The organism is Ignavibacteriota bacterium (assembly GCA_016713565.1).
GTDB lineage: Bacteria > Bacteroidota > Ignavibacteria > Ignavibacteriales > Melioribacteraceae.
This window is the reverse complement of sequence record JADJOX010000007.1, coordinates 672,501-686,402: the sequence shown is the minus strand read 5'-3', so window position 1 is coordinate 686,402 and position 13,902 is coordinate 672,501. Positions and strand designations below refer to the sequence as shown.

Below are 13,902 nucleotides of genomic sequence, written 5' to 3'. Positions count from 1 at the left end.
GAATAGAATTAATTCCAATAGTCTCATTTACAATTCATTTTAATAAAATTACTTCATCAATTCTTTTAAACGTGAATATCCGCTTTTGCTTACGGGAATTTTCTCGCCGTTTTTCAACGACACTTTATAAGATTCTTTTTCAAAAAGTTCTACTTGTTTTACTTCATTTATATTTACAATATAAGATCGATGAACTCGAATAAATTCATCAGTATTTAAATGTTCTTCGTAAAACTTCATTCTTTGCTGTTTCAAATGATTTCCTAATTCCGAATGAATCATTACATAATCATCTTGAGCTTCTAGGTAAAATATTTTTTCTACAGGTATAATTATAATTTTCTGATTTGTCTTTACTACAATTCGGTTAACTGAATTGGGAGATTCATTTACTTTTGAAATTAGGCTGTCGTAATCAATTTTTTCTTTGTCGTTTCTTAATATTCTATCTATTGCTTTGTTGAGCGCTTCGTTAAATCTCTCAAGTGAAAACGGCTTTAATAAATAATCAGTCGCGTTAACTTCAAAAGCTTTTATTGCGTATTGATCAAATGCGGTTGTGAAAATTATCTGCGGTTTTTCATCCAACAATTCTATCATTTCAAAACCCGTAATTTTCGGCATTTGAATATCAAGAAAAATCAAATCCGGTTTAAGTTCATTAATGCTTTTAATACCTTCAAATCCATTTGTGCATTCGCCAAGAATTTTAACTTTATCATTTTGCTGAAGGTATTTTTTTACAATATCACGCGCGAGTTTTTCATCATCAATAATGAGGACTGAAATTTGTTCATTCATAATTATTCCAAAATTTATTCAATAAAATTATTACAATGGGATAAAAATTGTTACAGTATAAATTCCGTCATTCTTAGAAAACTTAATTAAATTTTCTTGATTATAAATCATTCGCAAACGGCTTTGAATATTGCTCAATCCTATTCCTTCACCTTTGCGAGAAACGGCTTCAACATCATAATTATTAGTGATGGTAATTTTCATATATTCAAGCTGTTCTTCACACTTAAAATTAATTGTTACCGGCTCAATACTTTCATAAACACCGTGTTTAATCGCGTTTTCAAAAATCGGCTGAAGTATCATATTGGGAACTTCAAGTTCCATACATCCGGAAGATATGTTTTCAGTATAATTAAATTTATCGCCAAATCTTATTTTTTCAATTTCCAAATAAAGTTTTGCGTTTTTCAGTTCATCGCACAATTTACTTTTTTGATTTTCATTATTGCTGAGTGTTTTGCGCAAAAATGTCGAAAGATTAATTGTCATTTCTCTCGCGTGTTCCGGTTCCGAAATTGTAAGCGCGCTTATTGAATTTAATGAATTAAAAATAAAGTGCGGATTTATCTGGTATTTAAGACTTTTTAATTCAGCTTCTTTTACAAGACTTTTTAATTCAGCTTCTTTTAGTACTTTTTCTTGAAAATTGTTGTAATATATTATTATGTAATTTAATGAAACAATAATAAAATAATAAAACATGCCTATAAAAAATCTCCAAACCAATGAAGCAAAAAGAAATTTCAAATAATCAAAATTGCTTATAAAAATTTGAGAGGTAATAAAATAACCAACGGCAATCCAAATTCCAGATGTAATAAAAGCGGCCGTAATGTGATTTGTTACAATTTTCAAAACCGAAAAATTTTCAAAGGAAGTGAATTTTGTTGGATACCAAAGACTTATGCCAATTGCAAGAAAAACAAAATTGAATATTACACTGTCGATCAAGCAGATTTTAAGAGGCAAATTTATTACAAAGTATAAAATGCTCGAGTGAAGCAGAAAAATAAATATCCAAATAATCAGATAAATTGAAAAACTCTTAACATTTTTTACAAATGGATTTATCATAAAATTTCTTTGTTATTTAATTTCTCCGCCGCCAAAAAGAACCAAACCTTTAATAATCAAAATGTTTGTAGATTCAGAATTTAATGTAGGACTTCGTAAATCTTCAAATCCTCCGAAAATAGTAGTTGTTTTTATAAACACTTTCCAGTCCGATGGAATGTGAATTTCTGTGGACGCGAACATCGTTAATGTATCAAGTTCAATTTTTCCTTCGGCAAGTTTGCTGTTTCTCAAATCAATTTGAGTTTCACCAAGAATTGAACTTATCTTTCCGCCGAGAAATCTGTTGGTTTTAATTACTTTGTGAGTTTCACCAATAATTGTAAAAATATCGACTAAGTATTCATTTGATTCAACAAATTCATGATCGGAAATTTGATGTTTATTGGATTTTTTGAAAACGAAATAAATTCCGAGAATTATTAAAAGGAACGGCCAAAATTCATATAAAAACGATCTGATTGAAATATCGAAGAATTTTGTTAAAATATTTAAACCGCCGACCAACATTAAAATAATTCCAAAAATCGAAGTTTTGTCTTTTAAGAACACAAAAATTCCAAGTATAAAAATTATTACCGGCCAGGATAATAAATCTATGTTAAACATCTCAAATTCAAAATTATTCATAAAAAATATAATGCCGAATACAATTAATAATGCTCCTAAAACTACTCTGCCGTTTGAATTATTTGTGCCTTTGTTCATTTTTAACCCGCAATTTTTTACTAAAATTTAACTTCGCCGCCGCCAAAAAGTACAAGTCCGCGTATTACCAAAATTTTATCTTCTTCATAAACTCTGTTGGGATCTTTAATTCTTTTGTCGGAGAATCCTCCGAATATTGGAACAACGTCAATAATTACGTTCCAATCCTGAGGTACATAAATTGTATATCCGCCGAACATCGCGAAAATATCTAAATCATTTTTGCCTTTGGCTAATAGGCAGTTTTCTAAATGAATGTCAGAGCCGCCGAATATAGCGGTTAATTTCCCGCCGGTAAAATTTGTGGAGGCGATTCTTTTAGTTCCGCCGCCGAATATCGATACATCGTCAACACTATTATTGTAGTTGGAATTTATAGTCTGCGATGAATTAATTTCCTTTCCGTCCGCGTCAAGTTCAACTTGTAAATTATTTACTTGCTTGGCGGGATTTCTTTTAAGTATGATATAAATTCCTAAAGCTACAAGGATTAGCGGCCAAAATTCGGGAATTAAATTAAATAAACCGATTGTTAAAAGAATTATTCCCGCTGTTTTATTTTTACTCGTTGTTAAAAGGTAAATTCCAATTCCTATTAAAATGTATTCCCATTCAAAAATAACATTGGGTAATGAAAAATTCAGAAACCCATAATTGTCAAGTAGAAATAGTGTTCCAAGTACAACTAAAATTGCACCCAAAATTATTCTTGCTGTTGTGTTATTTCCAGGAGTATTCATATAAACCTCAAATTTTCAAATTGCTGAATGAAATTTATTATTTAAAATTTGTTTGACTAAATACTTATCGGTGAATGGAAGTTTTTTTTCGGTAAGTATAATTTATTTGAATATAAAAATTTTTTTCAAAATAATTTTGAAAAAATATAATTAACAAATGTTATGCAAAATGCCAAACCTCCGAGGTTTTCTCTTAGTTTTGTAAGGTGACTTATTAGCTCACATTACGTAAAAATATTCATCTAAACAAAGTGAATAGGTTTAAAAATCTCAAAACGTGAGAAGTGAATTTTAAAAATGAAAAGCCAAAAATGAAAAGTAAAAATGAAAAACAAAAATTTGTAAGTAAATATAATTACAAGGCCAAAATATTAACTAAAAATAAAGTACAATTTACCTTATAATTCAAAATTTTGAAGCGACTATTTTCGATATTTTGGGAAGAGAGATTAAAAGTTTTGGTGAAATATCAAAAACTTCCGGAAGTAATGAATTTGAATGGATCGGTACAAACAATTGCAGTGATAAAGTTACAAGCGGTTTTTATTTATTAAAGTTTAACGCAAAGTCACTTGAAAAAGAAAATATGAATTTTGCGAAAACTATAAAATTGATGCTGTTAAAATAACTATTCCCAAATCACTAAGCTGCTGCTGTTATTAAGGCAGCAGCAATTAAAATTTATCATAAAACAAATATCGTTTAACATTAGTATTATAAAAATTATTCATCCAGCAAATCCATTTGATTTTCCGCGGAGGGTAAAACTTGAACATCTCTTAATTTCCTTTCTATTGTTCTTGTTTTACGCGACGCGTCGCCAATTGATTGACTGGCCTGATCTAATTTTTTTTGTGTATTTTCCAATAGATCGCCAAACTTAGAAAATTCGGTTTTTACAATACTCAATAACTTCCAAACTTCGCTCGATCTTTTTTCAATTACCAATGTTCTAAATCCCATTTGCAGACTGTTTAATACTGCTACAAAATTCGCGGGTCCGGCAATTGTAACTTTATATTCTCTTTGAACCGTATCAAATAAGCCAGGCAAACTTAAAACCTCAGCGTAAAGACTTTCCATAGGCAGAAACATAAACGCAAAGTCAGTTGTATTCGGCGGATCCAAATATTTGGTGGAGATATCTTTTGCCGCATCTTTAATACTTTTTTCTAATTTTTTCAGACTTTCATCAATCAAAGGCAAATCGGCTTTTTCTCTCGCTAAAATTAATCTTTGATAATCTTCTAATGGAAATTTTGCGTCTATTGGCAGCCAGACAATATCGCTTGAAAGATTATTTTTACCCGGAAGTTTAATCGCGAATTCAACCAAGGCGTTGCTTCCTGCTTTTGTTTTAACATTTTTTTCGTATTGATCGTGAGTTAAAATTTGTTCTAGCAAAGTTCCAAGCTGAATTTCTCCCCAAGTTCCTCGGTCTTTTACGTTTGAAAGTACTTTTTTAAGATCGCCGACACCAATAGCGAGATTCTGCATTTCACCCAAACCTTTATGAACCAATTCCAATCTATCGCTTACAAGCTTAAATGATTCGCCCAGCCTTTTTTCTAAAGTGGAATGAAGTTTTTCATCAACCGTATTTCTCATTTCTTCCAATTTCTTTTCATTTTTTTCCTGTATTTCCGATAACTGTTTGGAAACCTGATCTTTCAGCTTATCAAATTTTTCTTCATTTGTCAGTATTAATTTTTGCATTCTGTTTTCAACAATATCCAATTGATCTTTTTGCCTTTCGGAAATGTCTCTTATTCTATTGGAAAGTGTTTCACCCAAATGTCTTACTGAGTTTCCTACTTCTTCTCTTACTAATTTGGAACTTTGCAGATTTTCTTCTCTGTTTCTCTTAAATTCATTTTCTATATCATTGTCCAATTCGGAGTTAATAGATTCAAGTTTTTGAAATATATTAGTTTCCGTTTCAGTAAGATTTTGTTTGTTAATTTTTATATAACTTAGAATTTGCATAATAATGATAATTATTAGCAGAATCCCGATAATTATTTCTATCCAAAACATCATTTACCTTTTAATTTTTTTATATATTGTTTCAAAAGTTCTTAATTTATTAAGTAATTAAAATAAATAATTATTACGAAAGAAAATGAACAAATGGCCTAAAGTTTTAGCCGGAATATTAATAACGATAATTATACTTTTATTTGTATTTATTGCCGGAGCGTATTATATGTTAAACGATACTTTACCTCAGTATTCCGGTAAAAAAATTGTCAACAAGCTGAATGGTGAAGTATCGATTTTCAGAGATAAATTTGCAATTCCATATGTTTATTCAAATTCTAAATATGATCTTTATTTTGCGCTTGGTTATTTGCACGCACAGGAAAGATTATTTCAAATGGATTTGAGCAGAAGAGCGGGTGAAGGAAAACTAAGCGAAATTTTGGGAAATAAAACTATTCCGTTCGATAAAATGTTTAGAACTCTTGAATTAGCCAAAATATCAAAAAAACATTATGAAAGTTTTGATAACGAAACTAAAAAGATTCTTATTTCATATGCTGACGGAGTAAATGAATTCATTAAAAATGAAAAAAATAAATTAACAATTGAATTTGATATTTTAGGATACAAACCAGAATTGTGGAAACCCGAACATTCTGTTCTGATTGCAAAACTTATGGCATGGGAATTAAATATTTCATGGTGGAGCGATATTGCTCTATCTCATGTAATACAAAAATTAGGAATTGAAAAAGCTAACGATGTTCTACCTGCATTTGACGAAAATGGTCCTACAATTATCCCGGCTAATTTGAATAATATTTCAAATATTCCTTTAGATTTCATTAAAGTCGACAAAGAGTTTAGAAATTTCATTGGATTTAGCGGGACACACATTGGCTCAAATAATTGGGTTGTAAACGGAACAAGATCAGAATCGGGGAAACCAATTATTGCTAACGATCCGCATTTAAGTTTTTCGGCTCCTGGAAAGTGGTATATTGCGGTTTTAAGATCACCTGAATTAAATGTAGAAGGCGTAACACTTCCGGGAATACCGGGAATTGTAATTGGAAAAAATCTAAATATTTCATGGGTTCTTACAAATGTTATGGCTGATGACGCGGATTTTTATATTGAAAAATTAGATAGTTCAAAATCAAAATATTTATTTAATGATGAGTGGAAAGACCTTTCGTTAATTGAAGATACAATTAAGGTTAAAGATTCTGCGGAAGTAATTTTTACTATTAAGAAAAATCATCGCGGACCAATAATTTCTGATATACATCCATTCAATAAAATGTATCCCAATAAAAATCAAAGTAACATTGATATTACTATGAGATGGACCGCTTTGGAATCCAGCAGTGAAATGTCAGCGTTTTCAAAAATAAATTGCGCAAAAAATTGGACAGAATTCAGAGAAGGCCTAAAAGATTTTCATACACCTGGGCAAAACTTTGTATTTGCCGATAATGAAGGAAATATTGGATATACCGCAGGAGTTCAGCTTCCGTTGCGTAAAAATAACTCACCTACATTTATCAATGACGGAACAACCGATGCAGATGATTGGCTTGGTTTTGTGCCGTTTTCTGAAAATCCGAATTTGTTTAATCCTCAAAACGGATTTATTGCTTCGGCAAATAATAAAACCATTGAAGATTATCCGTATCATATATCAAATATTTGGGAACCGAATTCCAGAATAAATAGGATCACCAGTCTGCTAGAATCCAAAACAAAACATTCGGTTGATGATTTTAGAAAATATCAAATGGATTTTTATTCCGATTACGCAAAAGATATTGTCCCTCATATTTTAGGCGCTTTTAGAAATCACACATTGGAAAATGATAAATTGAAAGAAGTTCTGGCTCTTTTAAGAAAATGGGATTTTGTATTTATTCCGGAAAGCCAAGTTCCAACAATTTATGCAGTTTTTTATCAATATTTATTAAAAAATATTTTTTTGGATGAAATGGGAGATAGTATTTTTAATGAATACATTTTTATTGCGAATATACCCTACAGAGTTGTTAGAAAAATTTTGGATGAAAGTACTTCATCTTGGTTTGATGATATTGCAACTAATAAAATTGAAGATAAAAATGATATTATAAGAAAAAGTCTTTGGGATGCAATTAATTATTTAAGCGAAGAATATGGAAAAATTGAAAATTGGCAGTGGAATAAATTACATCAGGTTACATTTAAACATTTTTTTCATGGTCAATCTAAAATTCTTGATCTTATTTTAGATATTGGACCATTTAAAATCGGCGGTGACGGAACAACGGTTTTTAATACTGAATATTCATTTAATGAGCCTTATAATAATAAATTAGGTCCATCTATGAGATATATTTACGATTTTTCCGAACCGGATTATTTTTATATCATTTTGCCAACCGGGCAATCCGGAAATTTCTTTAGCGGACATTATAATGATATGACGGATATGTGGCTTGAAGGAGAATTATTAAAAATAAACACTAACGAGAATTTTGTAAAAAGCTCAAATTTTGATTTATTGAAATTGATTCCCCAAGGTAATTAAAAATTAATTGGAAAATTTTATAACTTTGCAAAACAGTTTAGGCAAATAATGAAAGTTATTGATCATTTAACAAATGCAACACAAACATTAATTAGTTTCGAAATTATTCCGCCCAAAAGAGGCGGAAATATTACAAATCTTTTAGATGCATTGGAAGATTTGGTTAAATATAAACCCCCATTTATTGATATTACGAGTCATGCCGCGGAAGTAATGTATGAAGAAACACCCTCCGGCGATTTTAGAATGAAGATTAAAAGAAAAAGACCCGGAACATTGGGAATATGCGCGCTTATTCAAAATAAATATAATATTGATGCTGTTCCTCACGTTATTTGTCAGGGTTTTACAAAAGAAGAGACGGAAGATTTTTTAATCGAACTGCATTATTTGGGAATTGAAAATGTTCTAGCGGTTAGAGGTGATGAAAGCGCGTTTAATAAACCGATTAAATACGGAAGATCGGCAAACGTTCGCGCTTATGATTTGGTAAAACAGATTTCCGATTTGAACAAAGGAAAATATCTTGAGGATTCGCTTCTCGATGCTGAACCAATGAAATTTGGTATTGGAATCGGCGGATATCCCGAAAAACATTTTGAAGCGCCAAATCTTCAAATTGATATAAATTACACAAAAGAAAAAGTTAAAGCAGGTGCTGAATATATTGTAACTCAAATGTTTTATGACAATAATAATTTTTTTAATTATTGTGATCTTTGCAGAAAAAGCGGAATTGATGTTCCTATTGTTCCGGGATTAAAAATCATAACGTCAAAACATCAATTAAACAGTTTGCCCTCGAACTTTCATGTTGATATTCCAAATGATTTAGCTGAAGAAATTTCAAAAGCCAAAACAGAATATGTCCAGGAAATTGGAATAGAATGGGCAAAAAAGCAAGTTGAAGGACTTATAAGCGCGAAAGTACCTGCAATACATTTTTACGTAATGCAAAACACTAAGCCAATTAATAACTTGATGAAGAAATTAGGATTTTAAAATGATTCTAAATGTTGACCGCAGAATAAAATCGCAAATTAATCTTATGAAAAAATTAAAATGGGGAGTTGCCGGCTGCGGCAGATTTGCGGAGAATACATTTATTCCGACCTTGCTTCAATTAAAAAAAAGTTCACTCGTTTCTATTTATAGTTCCGATTTAACTAGAGCAAAAGAAATCTCAAATAAATTTTTCGCAAAGAATTACTTTAATAATTTTGCCGAGTTTTTAAAACATGATTTTGAAATACTTTACATTGGGAGCGCAAATAAAGATCATTATTGGCAGGTAATTGAAGCAGCCAAAGCGGGTAAACATATACTTTGCGAAAAGCCATTGGCATTAAATTCAATTCAAGCCGAAGAAATGTTAAAAGTTTGTAATGAAAACAATGTGTTCTTATCTATAAATTACACACATAGGTTTCATCCGCTAACGGCAAAAGCGAAAGAAATTATTGAAAAGGGAATGATTGGAACAATTGTTTCGGTTTCTACTTCATTTAATATTAATTATGAGCCGGATGACAATTTTAGATTTGATAAAGAAAAAAGCGGCGGCGGCGCGTTCAGGGATTTGGGAACTCATATGATTGACCTTCTTAGATTTTTCGGCGGAGAAATTATCGATATAAACGGATTTATTGATAACGTTGTTTATAAAAGTCAAGTTGATGATTTTGCGGCGGCAGTTGTTAAATATAAAAAAGGCGGATATGGATTTCTAAATGTTTCCTACAATTCTAAACAGGCATTTAACAGAATTGACATTGTTGGTTCAAACGGATCGATAAGTATAGAAAACATTATAGGAAGAAGAAAAGAGCCCGGAAAATTATCAATCGATTTAGCGGGTGAAAAAAGAATTGCTTTTAGAAAAAGAGCAAATAAGCTTCTCATTTTGCTTAAATCCCTCCAAAAATCATATATAAATAAGGTTGAACCTGAAATAACCGGTTTTGACGGTTTAGTTAATATGCAAATTATGGAAAAATTAGAAAGTAAGTGTTTAAACTAAATTTTAATTATGATGATTTCCACCGGTTCAATAAATTAAAAAACTATTAATCAAGTAGAGCTCATGAATAAAGAAAATATTACAGTTGCTATTTTATTAGGAGGAACATCTCCCGAACGCGCGGTTTCAAAGGAATCTGGGAAAGCAATATATTATGCCGTAAAAAATTTAGGATATAAAACAAAAATTATCGATCCTGCTTATGGATTGAATCAGCCTCAAAATATAGATGATTATTTTTGCGATTGCGAATTCTCGAAAATCTCTAATGAAAATATAATCGCTGCAATTAACTCTCCTTTTTTTGATGATGTGGATTTAGCATTAATTGCACTTCACGGAAAATGGGGTGAAGATGGTGTAATTCAATCATTATTGGAATTAAGAGGAATTAAATACACAGGTTCTGGAGTATTAGCAAGTTCGCTTTCAATGGATAAAGCAAAATCAAAAATAATTTTTAATCATTTTGGAGTTTATACTCCCGAATGGCTTGAAGCTTCAAAACATGATGATCTGAAAATTCTTAGTGATAAAATTGAAAGCACTATAAAATATCCATGCATAATAAAACCAAACGATCAAGGTTCCACAATAGGTTTAACAAAGTGCAATAATTTTAATGAATTGGAAAACGCAATAAATCTTGCTTCACAGTTCTCAAAAAAAATATTATTAGAAAGATTTATTGCGGGAAGAGAAATTGCCGTAGCAATTGTTAAAGATTTTACTTTGCCAATTTTGGAAATAATCCCTAAACATGAAATTTATGATTATGAATGCAAATATTCCGATGGCATGAGCGAATATATTGTTCCAGCCGCAATAGATAAGAATATTGAAAATGAACTCCAAAGACAAGCGGTGCTTGCTTTCAACTCTCTTGGATGTGAACACTATTCAAGAATTGACTTTCGCTTAACTAAAGAAGGAATTGCTTATTGCCTCGAGATCAATACATTACCGGGAATGACTTCGCACAGTTTGGTTCCAAAAATTGCAAAAGCGCAAGGGATTGGATTCGAGGAATTGGTTGATATAATTATTTCTTCGGCATTATGAAAAAAGTAAGTAATAAGAAAGATAGAATAATTACTTGGATTTATTTTGTAATACTAATAATCTTAGTACTGTTTTTATTTTTCAATAAATATGGTTTATTAAAATACTTTGAATTAAAGAATGAAATTAATTCAATAGAACGTCAAATTGATAAATCAAAAAACCAAATTAAAGATCTTGACTCGAATATTAATTCAATTAAAACAGATGACAAAGAGTTGGAGAAAGTTGCGCGCGAAAAATTTATGATGAAAAAAGAAAATGAAAAAGTATTTAAATTTGAAGATAAAAATGATTCGTTAGGTAATTAGTTTGAAAAGAACAATTCCGCAAGTTCCTCTTGCAGAAAGAATAAGACCCAAAACACTCGAAGATTTTAGAGGACAAAAAAAAATAGTCGGTCCCGGTAAATCAATCAGCTTAATGATTGAAAATGACGCAGTAAGTTCATTTATTCTTTGGGGTCCTCCAGGAACCGGTAAAACTACACTTGCAAGAATTATCTCAGAAAAAACCAAGTCTGAATTTTTCCAGCTCAACGCTGTTTCTGCCGGTGTTAAAGAAGTTAGGGAAGTAATCGGTTTAGCCAAGATCAACAAAGATAATTTTAACAAACGTACAATTTTATTTATAGATGAAATTCATAGATTCAATAAATCGCAGCAGGATGCATTGCTTTCGGCAGTTGAATCGGGATTAATAATTTTAATAGGCGCAACGACAGAAAATCCCTCGTTTGAAGTTATACCCGCATTAAGATCAAGAGCGCGGGTTTATGTGCTTGATGAATTGGCAAAAGAAGATTTAAACGAAATTATAGATCACGCGTTTTTGAACGATGATTTTTTAAAAAGTTTTAAAATTGAGGAAATTGATAAAAATTATTTAATATACGCAAGCGGCGGAGATGCAAGAATACTGCTGAACATAATTGAATCCGCTTTGCTTCAGGAAATCAATTCAGAAAAAATTAAAATAAATAAAATTTTGATTGATAATGTTCTTCAGCAGAAAAATGTAGTTTATGATAAAAACGGAGAAGAACATTACAATATTATTTCGGCATTTATAAAAAGTATTAGAGGCAGTGATCCAGACGCGGCTTTATATTGGATGGTACGAATGCTTGAAGGTGGAGAAGATCCGAAATTTATTGCTAGAAGAATGATAATTTTAGCATCTGAAGATATTGGAAATGCGTCGCCTAATTCTTTAGTAATAGCTGAAGCTGTATTTGGCGCTGTTGAAAAAATAGGTATGCCTGAAGCAAGAATTATACTAGCACAATGCGTAACATATTTGGCATCGCAGCCTAAAAGTAATTCTTCATATATGGCAATTGAAAAAGCATACGAAGATGTTAGGAAAGGAAATCAAGAACCTGTTCCATTGCATTTGCGCAACGCGCCAACCAAATTAATGAAAAGTTTGGATTATGGTAAGAATTATAAATATGCACATGATTTTGAGAATAATTTTATTGAAGAAAATTACTTGCCGGATTCATTAAAAGGTAAGCAATATTATTTCCCGAGTGAAAACGGTCAGGAAATAAAAATAAAAGAGCGCTTAAAATTTTTGTGGAAAAAATTAAAAAATTATTAATCAATACTTCACAAAAATCTTTCCCGGTAATTGTTTTACAAGATCCCTGAACTCAAGCGATAAAAGATGCACAAGACAATCAGCGGAATTAATTTTAGATTCATTTGAAATTAAATCAATATGTTTTGGTTCGTGTGATAAAACATCAAGTATTTTCTGCTCAAAAATATTTAAATCTTCTACCGGCTTGGGAATATTTTCTCCTATTTTAGGCGCAATCTTTAATTTCAATTCAATTAAAATATCTTCTATATTTGTCACCAATTTTGCCGAACTTTGTTGGATGAGCAGGTTGCATCCTTCACTTTGAACATTACCTAAATTACCGGGAATGGCAAATACTTCTCTATTTTGTTCAATCGCAAAACCGGCAGTTTGTAATGCTCCTCCGGATAATTTTGTTTCAATAACTAAAGTACCAAGAGAAATTCCGCTGATAATTCTATTTCGTTTAGGAAAATTTTGTGCATCTGGTTTTGTTCCTAAAACATATTCGGTAATTACTGCGCCGTTTTCGGTAATTTTATTGAATAGTTTTTTATTTTCAGAAGGATAAACTACATCTAAACCTGAGCCGATTACAGCAATTGTTCTTCCATTATTTTCAACAGTTCCCCAGTGTGCAGAAGAATCAATTCCTCTAGCTAAACCGCTAATAACAGATATTCCTTGAGATGAAAGATTTTTTGCAAAATCGTACGCATTTTTTTTGCCGTAATTTGAAGGCATCCTAGTGCCAACAATTGCTACACTGTTTTTATCTTTGTTTGATAAAGTTCCTTTATAATAAAGTATAATTGGAGGCGCAAAAATATTTTTTAAATTTTCGGGATAATCCTCAGACCAAAAAGTAATCCACTTACCGTCAATTTTTTCTAAATAATTAAGTTCTTTTTCGGCAGATTCTAGAAAGATTGGATATTCATCAATTTTTTTTAGGATCTTATTTGCCAATGTTTGTGAAATTCCATCAACCATTATTAGTTGATTATAACTGGCATTAATTAAATTATCTAATGATGTAAATTTGGATAAAAGATTAAAAAGTTTGGATGGACCAATTCCCTCAACTTCAAGAAGAATTCTAAGTTTAGCGAATGTCTCTAAATTTTCTTTCAATAAAATTAAATGTTATTATCGATACTAATATTATCAACTACAGCTATAATCATAATATTAACAGGAGAATTTGAATGACCTAAGATTTGCTGAATAGCTGCACCTTCTTTAACAACTAGAACTACATCGCCAATTCCCGAATCAACAATATCAAGAGCAATTTCATCTTTATTACTGATATAATTACCTTTTAAATCTATTTTTCTCACGAGCAGAAGTTTCTG

General features: G+C 30.8%; 14 protein-coding genes (1 of these 14 cut by a window edge). 7 read left to right on the top strand and 7 right to left on the bottom strand.

Annotated features, from left to right (window positions below):
• Positions 1-48: 48 nt before the first annotated feature.
• From IPK06_10300 to IPK06_10285, 4 genes are read right to left on the bottom strand one after another with little or no spacing between them, the layout of a single operon-like run.
• On the bottom strand, positions 49-801 hold the full coding sequence (locus tag IPK06_10300) for a LytTR family transcriptional regulator DNA-binding domain-containing protein (GenBank protein ID MBK7980361.1): 753 nt from the start codon (positions 799-801) through the stop codon (positions 49-51).
• Between the two features lie 30 nt (positions 802-831).
• A complete protein-coding gene (locus IPK06_10295) occupies positions 832-1,878 on the bottom strand; it encodes a histidine kinase (protein MBK7980360.1) in 1,047 nt (348 codons plus the stop codon).
• 12 nt (positions 1,879-1,890) lie between these two features.
• Positions 1,891-2,586 (bottom strand): hypothetical protein, encoded by a 696-nt coding sequence (locus IPK06_10290; GenBank protein ID MBK7980359.1) that lies wholly within the window; start codon positions 2,584-2,586, stop codon positions 1,891-1,893.
• Between the two features lie 20 nt (positions 2,587-2,606).
• Positions 2,607-3,326 carry a hypothetical protein gene (locus tag IPK06_10285; protein ID MBK7980358.1) on the bottom strand — a complete coding sequence of 240 codons (720 nt, stop codon included), beginning with the start codon at positions 3,324-3,326 and terminating at the stop codon, positions 2,607-2,609.
• Between the two features lie 436 nt (positions 3,327-3,762).
• Between IPK06_10285 and IPK06_10280 the strand changes: the two genes are divergently transcribed.
• On the top strand, positions 3,763-3,954 hold the full coding sequence (locus IPK06_10280; protein MBK7980357.1) for a hypothetical protein: 192 nt from the start codon (positions 3,763-3,765) through the stop codon (positions 3,952-3,954).
• Positions 3,955-4,049: 95 nt separating this feature from the next.
• Here IPK06_10280 and rmuC read toward each other — a convergent pair whose 3' ends face one another.
• Positions 4,050-5,363 carry a DNA recombination protein RmuC gene (rmuC, locus tag IPK06_10275; GenBank protein ID MBK7980356.1) on the bottom strand — a complete coding sequence of 438 codons (1,314 nt, stop codon included), beginning with the start codon at positions 5,361-5,363 and terminating at the stop codon, positions 4,050-4,052.
• An 85-nt stretch (positions 5,364-5,448) separates the two neighbouring features.
• Between rmuC and IPK06_10270 the strand changes: the two genes are divergently transcribed.
• The 6 genes from IPK06_10270 to IPK06_10245 all read left to right on the top strand — a co-directional run bounded on the left by IPK06_10270 (position 5,449) and on the right by IPK06_10245 (position 12,559).
• Positions 5,449-7,872, top strand: a complete 2,424-nt coding sequence (locus IPK06_10270; GenBank protein MBK7980355.1) for a penicillin acylase family protein — start codon at positions 5,449-5,451, stop codon at positions 7,870-7,872.
• Between the two features lie 48 nt (positions 7,873-7,920).
• Positions 7,921-8,874: a methylenetetrahydrofolate reductase gene (locus IPK06_10265; protein MBK7980354.1), complete on the top strand. Its 954-nt coding sequence runs from the start codon at positions 7,921-7,923 to the stop codon at positions 8,872-8,874.
• Between the two features lie 25 nt (positions 8,875-8,899).
• Entirely contained in the window at positions 8,900-9,892 is a 993-nt protein-coding gene (locus IPK06_10260) for a Gfo/Idh/MocA family oxidoreductase (protein MBK7980353.1), read from the top strand.
• A gap of 63 nt (positions 9,893-9,955) precedes the next feature.
• The gene (locus IPK06_10255) at positions 9,956-10,954 is read left to right on the top strand and encodes a D-alanine--D-alanine ligase (protein ID MBK7980352.1); all 999 of its coding nucleotides are present in this window, start codon (positions 9,956-9,958) and stop codon (positions 10,952-10,954) included.
• The gene (locus IPK06_10250) at positions 10,951-11,265 is read left to right on the top strand and encodes a septum formation initiator family protein (protein MBK7980351.1); all 315 of its coding nucleotides are present in this window, start codon (positions 10,951-10,953) and stop codon (positions 11,263-11,265) included. Before IPK06_10255 ends, IPK06_10250 begins: the two co-directional genes overlap by 4 nt.
• 13 nt (positions 11,266-11,278) lie before the next feature.
• Positions 11,279-12,559 carry a replication-associated recombination protein A gene (locus IPK06_10245; protein MBK7980350.1) on the top strand — a complete coding sequence of 427 codons (1,281 nt, stop codon included), beginning with the start codon at positions 11,279-11,281 and terminating at the stop codon, positions 12,557-12,559.
• On the opposite strand, the gene dprA is transcribed toward IPK06_10245, so the two are convergent.
• On the bottom strand, positions 12,560-13,678 hold the full coding sequence (gene dprA, locus IPK06_10240; GenBank protein MBK7980349.1) for a DNA-protecting protein DprA: 1,119 nt from the start codon (positions 13,676-13,678) through the stop codon (positions 12,560-12,562). It lies immediately after the preceding gene.
• Positions 13,679-13,683: 5 nt separating this feature from the next.
• Positions 13,684-13,902, bottom strand: the 3' portion of a protein-coding gene (locus tag IPK06_10235) for a EutN/CcmL family microcompartment protein (protein ID MBK7980348.1). The gene runs 63 nt beyond the window's last position; the window shows 219 of its 282 coding nt (coding positions 64-282); its start codon lies off the right edge, out of view — the gene reads right to left on this strand; its stop codon occupies positions 13,684-13,686.

Coding starts and splice junctions, on each gene's coding strand:
- IPK06_10300 (MBK7980361.1), bottom strand. CDS start 801: ATGAATGAACAAATTTCAGTCCTCATTATTGATGATGAAAAACTCGCG.
- IPK06_10295 (MBK7980360.1), bottom strand. CDS start 1,878: ATGATAAATCCATTTGTAAAAAATGTTAAGAGTTTTTCAATTTATCTG.
- IPK06_10290 (MBK7980359.1), bottom strand. CDS start 2,586: ATGAACAAAGGCACAAATAATTCAAACGGCAGAGTAGTTTTAGGAGCA.
- IPK06_10285 (MBK7980358.1), bottom strand. CDS start 3,326: ATGAATACTCCTGGAAATAACACAACAGCAAGAATAATTTTGGGTGCA.
- rmuC (MBK7980356.1), bottom strand. CDS start 5,363: ATGTTTTGGATAGAAATAATTATCGGGATTCTGCTAATAATTATCATT.
- IPK06_10270 (MBK7980355.1), top strand. CDS start 5,449: ATGAACAAATGGCCTAAAGTTTTAGCCGGAATATTAATAACGATAATT.
- IPK06_10265 (MBK7980354.1), top strand. CDS start 7,921: ATGAAAGTTATTGATCATTTAACAAATGCAACACAAACATTAATTAGT.
- IPK06_10255 (MBK7980352.1), top strand. CDS start 9,956: ATGAATAAAGAAAATATTACAGTTGCTATTTTATTAGGAGGAACATCT.
- IPK06_10250 (MBK7980351.1), top strand. CDS start 10,951: ATGAAAAAAGTAAGTAATAAGAAAGATAGAATAATTACTTGGATTTAT.